We start from the raw sequence: 19,488 nt of genomic DNA, 5'->3' as shown, positions 1-19,488 counted from the left end.
ACATAAACTCGTTCCACCTTGATTGGGATAATCGAAATGGTCTAAACGCATTTTTAATTCCATCTAAAATAGGCTTTTTTAAAAGGGAACTTTAATGCTTCCCACTAGATACTCTTTTGCAATAAATTGCCTCTCAGGTTCAGTGAATTGTAATTTTATGGTGTTATCATCTTCATTAACTGGTTTTGTTTGTCCACTTGATTCGAAATAACAGGAAAATTCCCTTTTTCGATTAATAGCATACAATGCGCAGTAATAACTAATTAAACTCCAATACAAAATTTGCAGTGGCATTAAGTTTGCCGGGTTTAATATCATCACCATAACGATAATATTCTGCTTTTAGTGGTACGCTATTGCTGCCACTGGTTAAATCAGCCAGTGGAACAAACTGGTTATTAATTAACACAGTATCACCACTTGAAGGGGATGAAACAACAAACCCTACGCCTTTGGCATTATTACTGTCGCCTTCATTATCAGGTTTGATAATGGTTTTTTGCCCGTCGTAACTTGTGGTGTTATGCGCCATTAGTTTAATTTTAGCGGAAGCATTACCTGTGCAATTTATTCTCAGATTATCTTCAGCATATTGATTATCACGAGGAAACCCAATGCTAGAAAATGCAGTAATAGGCATTTTAGGCAAATTCATTTCAAGGTTCGTATTTTCTGCACTACAAGATGTTGGCGCGCTAATAATATTTACGGATAGGCGATAACTAAAACCAACAGCTGTTGTACCGCCACCTGAATTAAAGCGATTAATTAATATAGAGCCAATATATTGAGTCGTAAAACGCTGGGATTTAGGGTTATCTTTGGTGGAGTAAACAATAACGGTAGCATCCCTTGTATTAAGTTTAGGGCTGTTAACAGGAACTTCTTGTCCTGGCTGACTTCTAAATGACAAACCTGACTCATTTTCAATTAAAACATAAGCATAATCATCTAAGCCTGTAATATGACCGTTACGTACAACATAATAAGCAGGTCTGCCATCGATATCCATATAATAGGTTGGCATTACGCCACTGGCTTCGCTATATGTTGCATAAGCATAGAACTCAGCGCCATCTGGGCAATCAGCAACGGCGACATCAGAGCCATCACGCTTAAATGTAAAACGTGCGATCTCTTGATTCTTTTTAATCATTCCTTTTAGTTCAATGGTGCCACCTCTCGCATCCATCGTGCCATGTTTAATACCGCCATTATTGACACAATCAGGCGCGGCATGACTGTAAAAAGAGAGGGTAGATAAACTAAGAATAAAAATTAGAAATAATAATTTATTCATTTTATTTTTTAAGTTAGTCATTTTATTTCCTTATTTACACTCAGTATCTAAAATATATAAACCATTAACTGGCGCTTTATTATTAATGTCATAAATTGCATGGCAGGTTTTTTGCTCACCATTAATTATCCACGAAACTTGAATATTGCCTTGTGGTTTATTGGCAACAAAATAGAGTTGATGGAAGCTTGCGACTAATTGCGTATCATCGTTATCAATTTCAGCTTTAGCACCCATAGGGATGGTACTTTTATCTGGTGTTTGTAATGTCAGTAGGAATTTAAAGCCTTTTTTAGCATCGAAATCAGCCAGTACTAAAGCACCTTTTGTTGGAACAATATTACTAATAATATTATTCGAAATTTCAGTATCACTCGGAATAGAATTGGTATTAACACTAATGCTATTTTTTTGGTAAGGTGACATTCCAGAAACAACTGCTAATCCACTATTATTCGTTTTAATAGACTGACCATTAATGACTTCTACACCAGAGGTATTTTTAGTCAGTATTAATGCATTCGTCTGTTGCAATGAAGGGGCAAATACTGCGCCATATTGTGTTGCAACTAATGCACCACTAATACCGTAGTTAATATTTTGCTTATCTTGAGTATACGAATAACCCGCATTAAAAACAGCGCTTTGTGTTTTGTAAGAGCCATTTAAACCACCGCTATAATTAACACCTTTATTACCATAGCCTTGATAAACATCCCAGTTTGCTTGGTTTTTATCACCATAGGTTCCACTTAAACGTGCGGTCTGTAATACTTGGTTATCATTGTTCGTTGATATACCGTAATTAGCCCAAATGTAGTTTTCATTCCATGAAAAAGGAATACTGACATTCATACTCAAATCATGGCTATTTTTTTTATTACTCTCGTTATAACGACTACCATCGTAATAAGTGTAATAAACGCTATAGTTAACTTTATTAATAGCGCTATTAAAACCCATATTATAAGAATGAACGGTTTTACCACTAACGTACTTATAAATAACTGAATTTAAATTAATCGAAGCGTTATTAGAAAATAAAGGTTGATTAATCGAGAGCGTATATTCATTTTTTAACCCATTGCTTGGATGGTATTTGCTGTCTTTGTATTCCATCGTTTGAGTAAAATTGAGAAAATTGGCATCGAAGTGACGATAACCGACTAACGAAAGAGTCGTATCTGTGACTGATATATTTTTAGAATAATTAACTCTAAAAGCATTGCCATGTAATGAATCATTGCCATTGTTAGTGGAAGATTTCGCATACAATAAATCAGTGGTGATCGCGCCGTAGCTACCTAAATTTACCCCAGTACCCACACCAACAGATTGATATTTTTCACCAATAAGTACGCCGCCATAAAGGGTGACATAGTCAGTTAAACCATAGAAAGCTTCGGTCTGAACAACATAAGCGCCATCCCCGCTATTATTACCGTCGTATTTACCCGTTGAGAAGCTATATTTTAATTCACCTTTTCTTTCTAGATTGGCAATAGAGGAGAAAGGCACAATAAAATTCTTTTCAGAGCCATCCGCTTCAGTAACGCTGACATATAAATCTCCGCCGCTGTTCATCGGATAATAATCAGTAATATTAAAAGGCCCAGCGGGTACACTGCGTTTATAAATAACTTGGTCATTTTGGGTGATAGTGACGATAGATTCTGTATTAGCAATACCCGAAACGCTAGGTGCATAGGTTCTATTTTGTGTCGGTGTCATTAGTCTATCGGTGACTAATTTAATTCCTCTAAATTTTACTGAATCAAAGAGTTGTGAAGAGGTATAGAGATCACCCATCATTAATTCACTATTAATACTGATGATCGCTCTGGAAAGAACATTACTCAATGTATTCCATTTTTTCTCGCCATTTTCATTCTTTGTCCAGGTTGAATAGTTATTAAAACGCCAAGGACCTAAATTAACTTGGGTTTGAATGTTGCCATAATAGCTATCCGTCGTATTACCCTGACTACGACTATTAAATGAAGATAATGCGTAATTAACTAATAATGCAGGAATACCTGAATCCCAGTTTTTTATTTCATTTTCTTTTAATCTATCTTCATTAACATATAATTGTGGTAATGTTAGAATATATTGTTTTTTATTTAAATCTAAATAGCCGTTCGCATTATTGATCTCGTTGAGATTAATAAAATCATTATTTTTGTTTTTATTAATCACATCATAAGGAAGATCAACACCAGCTTTATACCACTCTTCTGCTGAAGGACGTGGCGCTAATATTGGGTTACCCTCTTTATCTTCCATCAAAATAAAATCAAAGTCGCGTGTTAATACGCGATTATCATTGATAAAAAGAGTAACTTTATAGTGACCTGGGGCGATATTATTCTCTCTAAAGACATTTAGATCTTCATTTGTCACTTGTTGAGCGCTTCCTTCAATATTTAATAGATTAGCAGGATAATAGTCATTTGCTGATGTATTAAAAGAAGTGAATAAAGCGCCAGCAATAAATAAATAGAGTGGTGATTTATTAAAATAATTATCCTTTATTTTTTTCATATTGAATAATATCTCTTATTATAATGCGAATTCCATTGGAAGGCTTTTTCCAAAATCGTCGATATAAAATAATTTTATTTTTTCTTTACCCGATAATGTTTTGTTAACGCTAATAGTGGTTTCTGATTTTGGCGAAAGAAAACTGGGTAATTGTTCAATCTCTCTTCCATCAATAAAGAGTTTGCTAATATTAATAAAATAAGGTGAGCTATTTGATACTACAAGATCGTTATTCTTTGGTGACCATTTTAACTCTTTGATTTCTTTTTCAATATTGTCATTTTTTAGAGATTGTGGTCTGTAAATCAACTTAATTCTATTTGTCATTGAATAACGTAGAACATTTTCTAAATTTTCATTGCTTGGTGCGACAAACTTAACATTGATCCAATACATGGATTCAATATCATTAGGCAGTGTTGTATTTTTAGTGACTTGTAGTGTATTTTTTTGTTGCGACATTAATTTAATTAATGGTGGAGTGATCACAAAATCTTGAGTGAGTTTGCCATTAAGATCTTCAACCCAGGATTGTAATAAATAATTAGTATTTTTATCACTGTTAAATGCAACGAAACCTTCATTTTTATTTGTTTCATTATAAACAACGCGAGTTGTTTCTAAACCAAATCCAGCAAAGCTTGATGTTATTGAGCTGAATATTAATCCCAGTCCTAAAAGTGTTTTTTTAAATTTCATCGGTAAATACCTTTTTAATAAAAGCAGGTTAACAGAGTTATTAACCTGCGATTTTTTATTATTGATAAGTCAATGTATAATTCAATGTTGCATCAGCACGGCCAGCTTCTACGTTATTGCTTGTACTAACGTATTTAGCAACAAAATAAAGTGTTTTAGATTTAAGAACACCCGTATCTTTAATTTTATATTCTCTCGTTATATTGAGATCGAAAGGTGTGCTCAAATCATCTCTATCATAAATATGGATACCAACATTTTTTGCTGTATTCGAACCATTAGGATCATCTAAGGCTAAGATTTGATCTGAGCTACTATCTGTTTTACCTTCTAGCTTTAATTTTACAGTACCTTGTGGTGGGCAATTAATTAAAGAGATATCTAATTTACCATTACCATTAGCTCCGCCAACTTCACTACCGGTACGATCAAATTCACTTGTTGCATAACGTCCCATATTAACGTTACCGTCAGAACCGGAGCCATTAATATCAATGGTGCAAGTAGATGAATAAATTAAACCTGAAAAAGAAATTTGTCCTGTTTGCTCATCAGCGAAAACTGTTGCACTTGCCGTTATTGCTGAAATAAGAAAAGCCATTGGAAGCAGTTTTTTTGTTAAAATAGGCATTTTTAACCCCTAGTGATTGATATAAAAAGTATTTAATAAATCATATTAATCGCTATTTTTTTACAATTAGTCTGTTATTACTATTTCTTAATCAATTAAAGGTATACTGCAATATAAGCACGTTGAACAGATTAACTTAATAGTAAATATAATCTTAATAAAATAGGTTTTTAGTATTAATCATAAAATTTGCAAAGCATTTTCATTATTTTGCTTTTTATCATTAATATTAAAATTTAATATGAAAATTCACTTCAGTTTTTGTGTAAACGGATTATATGTAGTTTATTTTTTGGTGTCTCATGCACAGTGTTACAAAATTTGCTTATGTAATATGAAAAAATCATTAATAAGATAATAGATTTAATTTTTTTTATTATTTATTTTCAATTGGTTATGCTTTTGTGGGGAGTTATGGATAAAACGTGATAGTTTAAATTTACTTTATGGAAAATATATTTAGTTACAAATTCTATTAAGTTTAAAATATTATGATGACAATACTTTATAAAAGCTAGTCATTAAAAGAATGGTTTCTAATAATATATATAGAGTAATTAATGAAAATAATTCTTATTAAGTACCTTATATTAAATTAAATCTATTGATTAAATTATTAATATTCAAAAAATCATCTTAAATATCTTTTATCGTATTTTTATTTTCCTATATAGAGTAGCAATGCTTATCCCTAAAATTTCTGCCGCTTTCTTCTTTCCTTCTAATGTTGTCCCTGTTTTTTCTAATATGTTCATAATGGTTTGATACTCTGATGTCTGGTTTTGAGTTTTGAGAAATTCTTGTGCGTTTAACGGTTGATTTTTATTATCTGTTTTAGCTGCTGTATAGATACCACTGGTTTTTTCTTTTTCTAAAGGATCAGAATGAGGTGTTTCTAACAAATAAGGTGGAAGGTGGCTGAGGTTTAAATCCACTGTATCGCCTTGCATAACATACATATATTCAATCACATTACGTAGCTCTCTGATATTGCCCGGCCAATCATAGGAATATAAGTAGTTAATAACAACGTTGGGGATCTTTGCAGCAGGCCGTTGATAGGTTGAAGCCAGATCATCAGCAAAGAATTGTGCAAGTTCTGCAATATCTTCTCGGTGATCACGTAATGCAGGTGTATGGATCGGAACAACATTGAGGCGATAAAATAGATCTTCACGAAATTGTCCTTTATTTACCATTTCACGTAGATCTTTGTTGGTGGCAGCAATGATCCTTACATCAATATTGATCATATTATTAGAGCCAACACGAGTGATGCTTTTTTCTTGAAGAACACGTAAAAGCTTGGCTTGTAGATGTAAAGGCATATCTCCAATTTCATCTAGGAAGAGGCTTCCACCATGTGCCAATTCAAATTTACCAATACGTCCTTTAGGATCAGCACCACTAAATGCACCGCGTACATAACCAAAAAGCTCACTTTCTAGTAGTTGTTCTGGGATTGCTGCACAGTTAATAGTAATAAAAGGTTGCTTCGTGCGTAGGCTTTGTTGGTGAATAGTGTAAGCAACCACTTCTTTACCTGAACCGCTTTCTCCGGTGATAAGTACACTGGCGTGGCTAACAGCAACTTTACTTAACATGCTTTTTAATTGGAGCATATTTTGTGAGTTGCCAATTAAAGGGGAGTGAGGATTTTCATCAACCGATAAGGTATTCACCTGTGTCATATAATCGCGGGCATCATGGAAGATAACCATTGTGAGTTGGTCATTATCAACAGATGAAAAGGTGATTTTTTTACACAGAACATGATAGCGTTGTTGATTTAATATTAGCCATGCTTCTTCATCACCATAAAGAATATCGCCAGTCATATCGATATCAAGAGATTGCCCAATTAATTCACAATCAAAAAAACGTAGAGCAGAAAGATTGGCATGCCAAATTTTATTTTGGCTATCGATTGCAATCACACCTCTATCCATCACATCAATCAAGTTTCTAAAAGTCCCAAATCGCTCTTGTTCTCTAAGCCTTTCAAGACATTCAAAAATACGACTTGAAATCATCTCCGAAAACTGTTCGATAAAGGTGATAAAGGCTTGTTTTTGTTTCATCAAAAACATTTTTTGTTCTCGATTAGAACAAATAATCCCTATTACGCCAATAACTTGATTATTCAGGAAAATAGGAGCATTGAGATCAAGTTCTTCAGTGCAAGTTAATCGGTTTTGACACAGTTGGCATAGGCTATTTTCTTTGGGATCTTCAATCAAAATGGTTTTTTGTACTTGCAGTACATGGCGATAAATATGCCCATTACTAGAGACATCTTGATTGAGCATATAGCGATAACGTCCTGTACCTGCAATGCGAATCAAGTTGTTATCAATAATTTCAACATCGGTACCAGTGATACCTGCAATGGCATCGGTGTACTTGCTGATTTCATCTTGTAGAGTACTTAGTAATGAGTGCATCACATTCTCACCTTAAAATTATCAATATTGATAATAAATTATCACTTCGCATTTAGAGTATTAAATTTAATTATTATTTATTAGTTAGTTATGTGTTTTTTTGTATAAAGCTCACACAGTTTCTTATTATTGATAATTTATCACCTAAATAAAACCGCCTAGATCACAGCTTTTCTGCATCATTAATTTCACTTCTTAATTGTTAAAACAATAAATGTATTTTAAATCAAATAGTTATGTCTTTGTTAAATGCTTTTTGAATGAGTTGGCATACATATTGCGATATAGGAGATAACCCTATGTATTCCGATTAATCGCGATATTGGGTTATCGCGAATTTTAAAGTGTGATTAAGAGGTAATTCCATGCAGGAGCAATTGCAGTACCTGATTAACCAAAGTTCATTTACGCGAAAACCAACCGCTGAGCTTGCCCCTTTTTGTTATGAAGAGTTAGTCAAAGCGTTAGATTTTCATAGAACTATTCCAGGATACGCACCTACACCGTTATTTCATTTACCCCAGTTAGCCAAAACCTTAGGGATTGGTGAGTTATATCTTAAAGATGAGTCTTTTCGTTTTGGTTTAAAAGCATTTAAAGCGTTGGGTGGTGCTTATGCGATGGCTCGCCATATTGCTGATTTCCTTGAAATGGACATAAGTGAATTACCTTATGAGGTAATGATCAGTGATGAGATCAGGAAAAAGTTAAATGGCGTGACTTTTGCGACAACCACTGACGGGAATCATGGACGTGGTGTTGCTTGGATGGCAAGACAGTTAAAGCAAAAAGCGGTGGTCTATATGCCAAAAGGATCATCACAAGAACGTTTAGATGCCATTTTGCGTGAAGGTGCAGTCGCTGAAATCGTTGATATGAACTATGACGATGCAGTGAGAATGACGGCTGAAATGGCTGAAAAATATGGCTGGATAGTGGTTCAAGACACTGCATGGGATGGCTATGAAGAAATCCCACTTTGGATCATGCAAGGCTATGGCACTTTAATGCTGGAATCTCTTGCTCAATTACATGAAGTCCCCCCAACGCATATTTTTGTGCAAGCTGGTGTGGGCTCTTTTGCGGGTATGGTGCAAGGTATGGTAACAGCTGCTTATGGCAAACAAGCACCGAAAGTGATTGTGGCTGAAGCACGTATTGCCGACTGTTTATATCAATCTGCGGTATCAGGGAAAGCGGATGCTATTCCTGTTGGTGGGGATTTACAAACAGTCATGGCAGGGCTTGCTTGTGGTGAAGCGAATAGTATTGGTTGGAATTTATTACGCGATTATTCAGCGGCATTTTTCTCTTGCCCTGATGCTGTTGCGACGAGGGGAATGCGGATTTTAGGAAACCCTTTACCCGGTGATCCGCACATCATTTCTGGTGAATCTGGTGCCGTGACAACAGGCTTGCTCTCTATTTTGATGCAATCACCTGTTTATCAGAGTGCAAAAGAAGCGCTGGGATTAGATGAAAATGCAAGAGTGCTTGTGATAAGCACTGAAGGTGACACCGATCCTGAGCGTTATCGCGATATCGTGTGGGATGGCGAGTTGCCTAGCTTCAAACAATTTTAAAAAAACAAATAAGTCTTTTGGAGTGAACAGTATGTTATCAGCAAACCGATTTGATGAAGTTATTAAGAATTGCCAATTATTAATCCAACAAAAAAGCTATTCAGGTGAAGAAGGTAACGTTGTTAAAGTCATAGAAGAGATGATGAAAAACTATGATTTTGACGACATTCATATTGATAAATACGGCAATATCATTGGCGGAATTATAGGTCAACACCCAGGGAAAACCCTTGTTTTTGATGGTCATATCGACACTGTACCGGTTAGTGAGCGTGATTGGAAAGAAAAGCCTTATGGTGCAGAAATCAAAGACGGCAAGATTTATGGTCGTGGCACCAGTGATATGAAAGGTGCCGTCGCTGCCATGATTTCAGCGATAGGTTTTTATGGCCAAGATAATCAGCGCAATTTTGCTGGTCGTATTTATGTTTCTTGCATTGTGCATGAAGAGTGTTTTGAAGGTGTTGCCGCAAGACTCGTTTCTGAACGTTATAAACCAGACTATGTGGTAATTGGTGAAGCCTCCGAATTAAACCTCAAAATTGGGCAACGTGGTCGTGCTGAAATTGTTGTTGAAACCTTTGGCAAACCTGCTCACTCCGCCAATCCAGATGCAGGGATCAACTCTGTTTATAAAATGGCAAAACTGATCGAGAAGATCAGAACGTTAACGCCTTCCGTTCATCCTGTATTAGGAAAAGGGATCTTAGAACTAACAGATATTAAATCATCACCTTATCCGGGCGCTTCGGTTGTGCCTGAATATTGTCGCGCCACTTACGATCGCCGTTTGTTAGTGGGTGAAACGAAAGAAGAAGTGCTTGCACCATTACAAAAAGCGATTGATGAACTTGCTTCTCAAGATGCTGATTTTAAAGCGAAAGTCTCTTATGCCTACGGCACTGAAAAATGTTACACCGGAGCCACTATTGAAGGTGAACGTTTCTTCCCTGGTTGGGTATTAGAAGAGAGCGATCCTTATGTACAAAGCGTTTTAAAAGGGCTGCACGAGTCAGGCTTTAAACCGACTGTCACACAATACTCTTTCTGTACTAACGGTAGCCATTATGCGGGTGAGGCTGGTATTAAAACTATTGGTTTTGGCCCCTCTCGCGAGAACTTAGCGCACACCATTGATGAATATATTGAAGTTGAACAGTTAAAAGGTGCTGCGAGTGGCTATTACAGCATTATGAACAGCCTTTATCACCTTTAATTCTTACGAAATAAATCCTTACTAGAAGAGTATCTGGCGAAACAGTCAGATGCTCTTTGGAGAAATAACAGAATGAAAACAATATTTAAAAACGCCACTGTTATTGATGGAACAGGGGCAAGTGCATTTCAAGCTGATGTTGTGGTTAATGAAGGAAAAATAATAAAAATCGGTCAGTTTGATGCAAAAACGAATGATCAGATCATTGATGCAACAGGGAAGATAGTCTGTCCCGGTTTTATTGATACTCATACTCACTCTGATCTTTCTGCTCTGCTTAATCCCGCTTTATCCGCCAAAATCCGCCAAGGGATCACTACTGAATTATTAGGGCAAGATGGTGTCGCGTTAGCGCCATTACCAGAACAATATATTTCAGCATGGCGCAAGAATATTGCGGGTTTAGATGGTGATTCTGACAGCATTGATTGGCATTTTAAAAATACCGAAGGTTACTTAGGTATGTTAGAAGCGAGAGGCTCTGCAACGAATCTTGCTTACCTTGTTCCTCATGGCAACATTCGAATGGAAGCCATGGGATTAGAAGGTAATCCTTCTACTCGTGAAGATGTCGCCAAGATGTGTGAAATCTTAGAGCGTGAATTAAAAGCAGGGGCGTTTGGTTTATCAACAGGGCTGATTTATATGCCTTGCGCCTTTGGTGATACTGCTGAAATGATCGAACTTTGTAAGGTTACAGCAAAGCATAATGGTATTTTTGTTGTTCACCAGCGTAGTGAAGCTGACGATATTATTCAGTCGACTCAAGAGCTTATTGATATCGCCAAAGCATCGGGTGTTTGGTTGCATATTTCCCATATGAAGGTTTGCGGTAAGAAAAACTGGGGATTAATCGACGAAATGCTTGGCATGTTAGAGCAAGCACAAAAAGAGGGTATTCGTATCTCTTTTGACCAATATCCGTATGTGGCAGGCAGTACCATGCTTGGGGTGATTTTACCACCTTGGGTTCACGCAGGAGGCACAGAGAAATTATTAGAACGTTTAGCTTCTCCAGAACTGCGTAAAAAGATGATTGAAGATATCGAAAAAGGCATCCCAGGTTGGGATAACTTTATTGATTTCGCAGGGTTAGAAAATATTTATGTGACTAGCTCTAAAACAGAAAAAAACCAAGATGCCGTTGGACTTAGCCTTGTAGAACTAGGCAAATTGAGAGGTAAAGATCCATATAACGCAACCTTCGATCTGCTATATGAAGAAGAAAATGCGGTAGGAATGGTGGATTTTTACGGTACAGAAGAACACGTTATCAAATTCTTATGTCGTCCTGAACAAAACGTCTGTACTGATGGGTTAATGGGAGCAGGTAAGCCTCATCCTCGTGTATTTGGTGCATTCCCTCGTGTTTTAGGGAAATACGTCAGAGAAGAAAAATGCCTCACTTGGGAACAAGCTATCCGCAAAATGACAGGTAAACCAGCTGAAGTCCTTCGATTAACCGACAGAGGCTTAATTAAAGAAGGGTATGCCGCAGATATTGTGATGTTCGACCCTGAAACCATTATTGATAAAGGCACGTTTGTTGAACCAAACCAATACCCAGAAGGGATCGATTTAGTGATGGTCAATGGTCGTATCGCATTAATTAATGGGGTCGAAAGTTACGCCTGTAGTGGCCATGTTTTAAGAGCATAACCGCACAATAGCGCTCTTAAATGTTAAACCTTATCTCTGTTTATCACGGTTGTTCTTCAACCGTGATGGTTTCCCCTTACCTGAGGAACAGGAAAATGAGTTCAAATATTATTCCAAACCTTCAACAGAAGAAAACATGGAAAGCTCGTTACACCGTTTTATCCTTAATTTGGTTAGCATGGTTACTTTCGTTCTTAGATAGAATGGTAATGAGTGTTTCATTACCCTTTATTGGACGTGATCTGAATCTTGATACCACACAACAAGGCTTAATAATCAGTGCGTTCTTTGTCGGTTATGCGGCATTCCAAATACCGGGTGGATTCTTAGCTGACCGCTTTGGCGCACGTAAAATTATGGCAATCGGCATTGCATGGTGGTCAGTTTTCACCAGTTTAACGGGGATGGTGTTTACATTGCCATTAATGTTAGCGGTGCGATTCTTATTTGGTATTGGTGAAGGCTGTTTTCCATCGGCTTCTTGGAAAATGATCTCAACTTATTTCCCATCTAAAGAGCGTGGTCGTGCAACGGCAATTCAATCAACAGTAAATACCTTGGGGCCAGCATTAGCTGTAATTGTTGCGGCGAGTATTATCGGTGCTTTTGGCTGGCATATGGTGTTTATTGTTTTAGGTATTCCTGGCCTATTAATTGCAGCTGGTATTTATTTTTTCACTCGTGATAATCCAAAAGATCACCCAAGTATTACCCAGCAAGATCTCGATGAGCTAGCAGCAGATGGCACATTAACGGATAAACCTGTTGAAGCTGTACCCTTTAAAGATGTTTTAAAGATGCCAGTGTTGTGGCAAATGGCAGCAATTTGGTTTCTGTTTGATATTACCTTTTGGGGATTCTCAACATGGTTACCAAGTTATTTAATTACTGTTCGTGAATTCTCTTTGGCTAAAACAGGGGTAATGGCGGCTATTCCATTCTTATTTGGTGCTGGTGGTACATTATTAGGTGGTTATGTTTCTGATAAATGTAAATCACAGCGTAAATGGTTATATATGGTTACCGCAGTGATTGCAGCTGGCTTCTTATATATGACATATACTGTTGAAAGTGCTGATATGGCGGTTGTATATCAGTGTATTTCTGCATTATTTATGTTCTTCGCCATGGCAATGTTCTGGGGTATTTTAATGGATACTATCCCAAATAAAATCATGGGTCGTGCTTCAGGGATTGTTAACTTCGGTGGTCAAATGGCGGGTGTTGTTTCTGCACCTGTTATGGGCTTCTTAATTAAAGCGAGTGGTGGTAGTTACGACAGCGCATTTATGTTTATGATAATTGCATTAGTTGCCTCTGCTGTTGTAACGTTCACGGTTAAAATGCGAAATACACCTGCAGCCATTTAATTAATATTAATAATAGTTATATTTTAATAAGTGTGATGTTATTAAAAGAAATAAGATTAATTAAATAAAATAAATGTATTAACTGTAAGATTTATTTATTAAAACTCACTATACGCTTTATTGATTTTTTAATTTAAAAAATCTTATTGCAGGGTATTTTTGTCTTAAAAAAGCCACGATTAAAAATCGTGGCTTTGCTTTTGTTAGATTAATAACATTATTTGCTTATAAGTATAAAGTCGTTGCCACTAAAACAGAGTGTGGCATCGCCACGAATAACGCGGTGATGGGCAATATGGCGTTGACTATTTAATGAAGCGTGCTGTTTCATCATATAAGCCTCTAAATGCCATGCAATAAGTTGTTTAGCGAGCTTTTTATTCGCGTGCTGGCTACGTTCTGATTGCACTTTGACACTAATACCTGTGGCAATATGTGTTGCTCTGACCGCAGATTCTGTTTTATTAACATGCTGACCGCCGGGGCCATTTGAACGCATGGTTTCAAAGACAATTTCTTTGTCATTAATTTCATCAGGTTGTTCAAAACAAGCAACACCAATAAACCAGTTTTTACGTTTATGCCGCGGTCGTAATGTGCTTGCACATTGCCATTGTATAGAGCCTGCCCACTGTTGCGCGATAGCTTGTGCATCAGCACCTTCAAGAGACACTAATGCCGATTTTAAGCCATGACGTGAAGGCTCTTTTTCAAGAACCGTGACGTTCACTTGCTGTTTTGTTGTTGATTTCAAAAAGTAATTTAAGGCTTTTTCAACCGCTAAACAGCACTCTTCAGGGCCTTGTGCGGAGGTGAATTGTAATAACATTACGCCATCTCCCCACTTGTTTTATAGGTGATCACGGGTTTTAAACGTGCGATGACTTCGATTAGCCCGATACTCACCATACTTTCAATTACAGTCTCAATCGATTTATAAGATTGCGGTGCTTCTTCATAAATCAGTTGTTTATTGGCACAAATAATACGGCTACCTAATGCCGTTCGTGAAAGTTGTAAAGGTGTAAAACGGTGTGATAATCGGCCTTTGCACTCTGTACGCATCCATTTTCTACCTGCACCATGGGGTAAGGAATGAAGGCTTAATTCAGACACAATTGGCTTAACAATATAGCTGTAATCACCGCGTGAACCCGGAATAACCACCATATCGTGATGTGCTGGTGTTGCACCTTTACGATGTAACCAACCTTGTTGACCATGTAATTCACAAGGCTCTACAAGGTTATGATTTACATCAGAAATAACTGCACCTTGAGTGCGAATTTGGCGCATCATTCTTTCACCAATAAGGCGACGATTAATCTTTGCGTAATCAAGTGCATTATTGTGGGCTTGCAAATATTCATTTGCCTCTTCGGTGTTAGCAACAAGCCCTTTATGACCAAACTGTTCTGTATGAGCACGTAAGATAGATTGTCCTAAACCTCTCGATCCGCTGTGAACTAATAGCAATAACTGTTTTTTATTGATACCACTTGCAGCGAAAAGCGTTTCATTAATCACTTGGTCAATTTGTTGGAATTCAGCAAAGTGATTACCACCACCAATAGAGCTTAAAGAGCCAGCAAAAGGATGATGTTGCATTTCAGTCGGTAGATGCGTTTCTAGCCATTCTGAAGGTGCGATATCACTCATTTCACTCAACTGTTTCTCTGCTTTATCTAAGTTGAGTTTGCTGTTTTTAAATTCCGTTTGAAAGAGCGTCATGCCACAGCCAATATCATTTCCGACCAAAGCAGGGTAAAAACGATTAACAGAAAAAAAGGCAGCGCCAATGGGATAACCACGCCCCGGATGTAAATCAGGCATACCTGCGACATAAGCCATATCAGGAAGTTGAGCGGTTGTTTCTAATTGTTGGATTGCTTTGCTTTCAATCCAAGTATTATCCGATGCGATATAACAAACGCTATCAGATAAATAATGAACACACTTGTCCATATACCAATCCATATAATGTAAAGGATAAAAAAATAAATTGATTGGCGGACAGCAAAAAGAAGGAAAAAAGGATTACTTCTGAGATTGTCCGCAAAGAGTATTCATATTTGTAGTTGTCATGGGATACCTCCTTGCAGTTAATTGAAATGGATGAAAAATAATAAATCGCGGGCATATTAACCACTTTTTTTTGCATTGGCAATCAAAAAGTGGTGTGGTTTTTCTTTATTTTTTAAAAAAAGAATTAATAGATTTTATTTAATTTAAGGCTAACTTCCTTTTATTTGCTATTTCAGTTAGTTCTCTATTTTTAATTAATAAATTACTTTTACTGAGCTTTTTCGGCAATAATCTTCGTAATCATCCGTTAATTTTCTATCTGTGATAACAACATCAAACTGAGCTAAATCGCCCATATTGGCTGTCGCTGTTTCATCAAAATAGTGATATTTGGTGAGTAAGATCTTACGAATAGATTTACCCATCGCTTTTTTCTTCATGTACAGATCGTCGATGTTATAACAGGTAACGCCAAAATCGAGATGAACACCTTCGGCTGAAATAAAGGCTTTTTTGGGATTAATGCTATCAAGATAAGAAGGTTGGGTAGGATTGTAGAAAGAGTCACTTTTAGGACGATATTCACCTCCGCAGAGTAATACGGTGGCATTTTTTTTCTGGCTTAATGCCAAAAATACTCGATGAGAATAACAGATCCCCGTGAAATGCAGATTATCAGGAATAAGCTCAATCAGTGTAGGAATAAACTGCCCGTTATCGAAAAAAAGAACATCGCCGTCAGACACCATGCCAGCGGCAAGATTAGGAATATGAAGTTCTTCAGTTTGATCTGGCGTAATGATATTAGAGGATGTTGAGATTAATCCTGAATGGGGCTGGGCTAATGCAACAATGTAGCCACCTAATAATGACATCGGAAAAGGGTTTTCGGCGTCAGAACTAAGGTCGCGCCTAATTGTCATTTCAGAAACTTCAAGGATCCTTGCGGCGTCTTTAAGATGTATGCGACCTGAGCGTTTTATACATTCACTGAGGCGGCGCAAACGTTCGTGCTGTTTGGTCTCTATCACCGAAGGATCCTTGTGTTATCGAATAGCGTACTCCAAGAAAATATACGCTAAATAATTAGTAGTTTGATTCAGGTGCATCTGAATCTGTTGCGATAGCGACACTTGCGCTAGCGCCGATACGTGTTGCACCTGCTTTGATCATGTTTAATGCTGTTTGGCGATCGCGAACACCACCTGATGCTTTCACACCAACTTCATCACCCACTGTTTTGCGCATTAAAGCAACATGATGCTCTGTTGCGCCCATTGTACTGTATCCTGTTGATGTTTTCACAAAATCAACGCGGATCTCACGACACATTTCACAAACTAAACGTACTTCGTCGTCAGTTAATAAGCAAGTTTCTAAAATAACTTTCAGAGTTGTATTACCACAAGCGGCTTTTACTGCTTCGATATCTTGTTTTACGAAGTCTAAACGGCCGCTTTTTAACATACCAATATTGATAACCATATCGACTTCTTGTGCGCCTTGGCGAATAGCTTCAGCCGCTTCAAAGGCTTTTGTTGCTGTTAAACCCGCACCAAATGGGAAGTCGATAACACAACATACTTTTACATCACTTCCTTCAAGGCAAGTTCTTGCTAAAGGGATGTAAGAAGTGTTAATACAAACAGAGAAGAAACCGTGTTCAACTGCTTCAGCACACAATTTTTTGATTTGCGCTTCAGTTGTATCTGCAGCAAGAAGGGTATGATCGATATAATTAGCTAATGGACGCATAGTATATTCCTTAATAAGAAGATTGTTATTCATCACCCATGTGATTTTGGCAACATATTAGTGCCGTTTTAACGGGATAACAATCACAAATGATGTTTAAATAACATGATACTGTTATACATCTATCAAAATGTCACTATTTTCACATTTAAAAATTTCACATAAGAGTAAGAGGCGCTATGGATATCGCAGTGATTGGTTCAAATATGGTGGATTTGATCACCTATATAGACAGGATGCCAAAAGAGGGAGAAACCCTTGAGGCGCCAGCATTTAAGATTGGCTGTGGTGGTAAAGGGGCAAATCAAGCTGTTGCTGCTGCTAAATTAAATTCAAAAGTGATGATGTTAACAAAGGTTGGCGATGATATTTTCGCGGATAACACCATCATGAATTTAGAGTCTTATGGTATTAACACGCGCTATGTTGAAAAAGTGCCTGGTACAACAAGTGGTGTTGCGCCCATTTTTGTGACTTCTCAATCATCAAATAGCATTTTAATTGTTAAAGGTGCTAATCAGCATTTATCGCCAGAGGATATTGATAGAGCCACAGATAGCCTGAAAAAATGCAAAATAATCGTATTGCAATTAGAAATCCCGCTTGAAACGGTGTATCACGCCATTGAGTTTGGTAACAAACATCATATTCCTGTGTTATTTAACCCAGCGCCTGCTTCAAAAGCATTAGATCTTGATATTGCAGCTCGTTGTGACTTTTTTGTTCCGAATGAAACAGAACTTGAAATTTTGACTGGTATGCCAATCACTACAATGGATGAAATCCGTGAAGCCGCTTGTTCTTTACTACAAAAAGGCTTTAAGAATGTCATCGTTACATTAGGTGAAAAAGGCGCATTATGGATGAATGGTGAAATTGAAAAATATATTCCCGCCATTAAAGTTGATGCAATTGATACTAGTGGGGCGGGGGATGCCTTTATTGGTTGTTTCTCCCATTATTATGTTCACACCAATAATATTGAAGAAGCGTTAAATAAAGCCGTGATGTTTTCTGGTTTAAGTGTTGCAGGGAAAGGCACACAATCTTCTTATCCTAGCATTGAAGAGTTTGGGCAGTTTTTAGCGCAAGCCAAGTAGTACACTTCTGCACTATCACATCTTTGTATTCCACTTGCTATCTTATTTAGAAAGTAAGTGGAATTTCTTTAAAATTAATAGTTTGCTGTGTTTTTATAGTCACTGTTGGATTTCTTACAAAGAAAAACGGTTTAACTTAATGTGACTGATTTCACAGAGTGGTGACAATTATTATTGAAATATTATTTCATAAGATGTAATTTTAATTGAAATTTAGTTTCATTAAGGTTGTTATGATGAAAGAAGATGCATTAAGCGAATGTCTTAAAAATGAAAGCAATCAAGAAACAACACAGTTTTCTGAATTAAGCGCTTTAGAGTTGGTTACGCTTATCAATAGTGCAGATATGACTGTTGCAAATGCAGTTAAAAAAGAATTACCCGCTATTGCTAAAGCAGTAGAAAGAATTACTGAACGTCTGCAAAAAGGTGGACGTATTTTTTATGTTGGTGCAGGAACAAGTGGACGATTAGCGGTACTAGACAGTGCGGAATGTCCACCTACTTTTGGTGTATCTCCTACATTAGTACAGGCGATTATTGCTGGCGGTCATGATGCAATGCTAAAAGCGGTTGAAAATATTGAAGATAGTCAAGAGGCGGCAATTGAAGAGCTTCAACGTCGTCATGTTAGCGATAAAGATGTCGTTATTGGCATTGCGGCAAGCGGTCGTACGCCTTTCACTGTCGCAGCTTTGCAATATGGCAAGAAGCTAAAAGCATTGACAGTATCTATTACTACGCGTGGCAAAAGTATGATGAGTGAAATTGCCGACTTATCTATTGCACCAGATGTGGGCGCAGAAGTGTTAACAGGTTCCACAAGAATGAAAAGTGGCACAGCTCAAAAAATGATTTTGGGTATGTTAAGTACTAGCGTGATGACTAAACTTGGAAAAGTGCATAAAAACCTTATGGTGGATGTGATTGCGAGTAATGAGAAATTGCAACGTCGTGCTGAGGGTATTGTCAGTGAGGTGTGTGGAATTTCACATGAAACAGCCAGAACCCTGTTACAAATGGTTAATTATCATCCTAGAAAAGCCATTTTAATGTATGAACTTCACCTGAGTGTGGAGAAAGTTGAGCAAATTACACAGCAATATCCTTATCGTTCGTTACAACAGCAACTCGCCCTATTTAACTAATAACAATATGAGTA

Annotated in this window: 15 protein-coding genes; 6 read left to right on the top strand and 9 right to left on the bottom strand. The window is 37.1% G+C overall.

Annotated elements, in window-relative coordinates:
* Positions 1–259 precede the first annotated feature (259 nt).
* The 5 genes from JEP71_RS12735 to JEP71_RS12715 all read right to left on the bottom strand — a co-directional run bounded on the left by JEP71_RS12735 (position 260) and on the right by JEP71_RS12715 (position 7,618).
* Positions 260–1,321: a fimbrial protein gene (locus JEP71_RS12735; RefSeq protein WP_198626344.1), complete on the bottom strand. Its 1,062-nt coding sequence runs from the start codon at positions 1,319–1,321 to the stop codon at positions 260–262.
* 9 nt (positions 1,322–1,330) lie between these two features.
* Positions 1,331–3,844 carry a fimbria/pilus outer membrane usher protein gene (locus tag JEP71_RS12730; protein WP_198626343.1) on the bottom strand — a complete coding sequence of 838 codons (2,514 nt, stop codon included), beginning with the start codon at positions 3,842–3,844 and terminating at the stop codon, positions 1,331–1,333.
* Positions 3,845–3,862: 18 nt separating this feature from the next.
* Positions 3,863–4,543, bottom strand: a complete 681-nt coding sequence (locus JEP71_RS12725; protein ID WP_198626342.1) for a fimbrial biogenesis chaperone — start codon at positions 4,541–4,543, stop codon at positions 3,863–3,865.
* 58 nt (positions 4,544–4,601) lie between these two features.
* The gene (locus tag JEP71_RS12720) at positions 4,602–5,174 is read right to left on the bottom strand and encodes a fimbrial protein (RefSeq protein ID WP_198626341.1); all 573 of its coding nucleotides are present in this window, start codon (positions 5,172–5,174) and stop codon (positions 4,602–4,604) included.
* A gap of 647 nt (positions 5,175–5,821) precedes the next feature.
* A complete protein-coding gene (locus JEP71_RS12715) occupies positions 5,822–7,618 on the bottom strand; it encodes a sigma-54 interaction domain-containing protein (RefSeq protein WP_198626340.1) in 1,797 nt (598 codons plus the stop codon).
* Between the two features lie 365 nt (positions 7,619–7,983).
* Between JEP71_RS12715 and dpaL the strand changes: the two genes are divergently transcribed.
* The 4 genes from dpaL (at position 7,984) to JEP71_RS12695 (ending at position 13,446) form a co-directional block, all read left to right on the top strand.
* On the top strand, positions 7,984–9,201 hold the full coding sequence (dpaL, locus tag JEP71_RS12710) for a diaminopropionate ammonia-lyase (protein WP_198626339.1): 1,218 nt from the start codon (positions 7,984–7,986) through the stop codon (positions 9,199–9,201).
* Positions 9,202–9,232: 31 nt separating this feature from the next.
* Complete coding sequence (locus JEP71_RS12705; RefSeq protein ID WP_198626338.1) at positions 9,233–10,417, top strand: YgeY family selenium metabolism-linked hydrolase; 1,185 nt, start codon at positions 9,233–9,235, stop codon at positions 10,415–10,417.
* A 72-nt stretch (positions 10,418–10,489) separates the two neighbouring features.
* On the top strand, positions 10,490–12,076 hold the full coding sequence (locus JEP71_RS12700) for an N-acyl-D-amino-acid deacylase family protein (RefSeq protein WP_100157995.1): 1,587 nt from the start codon (positions 10,490–10,492) through the stop codon (positions 12,074–12,076).
* A gap of 95 nt (positions 12,077–12,171) precedes the next feature.
* A complete protein-coding gene (locus JEP71_RS12695; protein ID WP_109372631.1) occupies positions 12,172–13,446 on the top strand; it encodes an MFS transporter in 1,275 nt (424 codons plus the stop codon).
* A 217-nt stretch (positions 13,447–13,663) separates the two neighbouring features.
* Here the strand turns inward: JEP71_RS12695 and prfH are convergent, their stop codons facing one another.
* The 4 genes from prfH to deoC form a co-directional block, all read right to left on the bottom strand.
* A complete protein-coding gene (prfH, locus tag JEP71_RS12690; RefSeq protein ID WP_198626337.1) occupies positions 13,664–14,275 on the bottom strand; it encodes a peptide chain release factor H in 612 nt (203 codons plus the stop codon).
* Positions 14,275–15,411 carry an RNA ligase RtcB family protein gene (locus tag JEP71_RS12685; RefSeq protein ID WP_232797613.1) on the bottom strand — a complete coding sequence of 379 codons (1,137 nt, stop codon included), beginning with the start codon at positions 15,409–15,411 and terminating at the stop codon, positions 14,275–14,277. The genes prfH and JEP71_RS12685 overlap by 1 nt, the downstream gene beginning before the upstream one ends.
* 314 nt (positions 15,412–15,725) lie before the next feature.
* The gene (locus JEP71_RS12680) at positions 15,726–16,502 is read right to left on the bottom strand and encodes a DeoR family transcriptional regulator (RefSeq protein ID WP_198626335.1); all 777 of its coding nucleotides are present in this window, start codon (positions 16,500–16,502) and stop codon (positions 15,726–15,728) included.
* Between the two features lie 55 nt (positions 16,503–16,557).
* A complete protein-coding gene (gene deoC, locus JEP71_RS12675; RefSeq protein WP_151434071.1) occupies positions 16,558–17,226 on the bottom strand; it encodes a deoxyribose-phosphate aldolase in 669 nt (222 codons plus the stop codon).
* Between the two features lie 179 nt (positions 17,227–17,405).
* Here deoC and rbsK point away from each other — a divergent pair, with 179 nt between their 5' ends.
* Both rbsK and murQ read left to right on the top strand, forming a co-directional pair.
* A complete protein-coding gene (gene rbsK / locus JEP71_RS12670) occupies positions 17,406–18,326 on the top strand; it encodes a ribokinase (protein ID WP_072064518.1) in 921 nt (306 codons plus the stop codon).
* 236 nt (positions 18,327–18,562) lie between these two features.
* The gene (gene murQ, locus JEP71_RS12665; protein ID WP_198626334.1) at positions 18,563–19,474 is read left to right on the top strand and encodes an N-acetylmuramic acid 6-phosphate etherase; all 912 of its coding nucleotides are present in this window, start codon (positions 18,563–18,565) and stop codon (positions 19,472–19,474) included.
* Positions 19,475–19,488 lie beyond the last annotated feature (14 nt).

Source organism: Proteus sp. PR00224 (assembly GCF_016238105.1).
Taxonomy (GTDB): domain Bacteria; phylum Pseudomonadota; class Gammaproteobacteria; order Enterobacterales; family Enterobacteriaceae; genus Proteus.
This window is presented reverse-complemented; position numbering and strand designations above follow the sequence as displayed.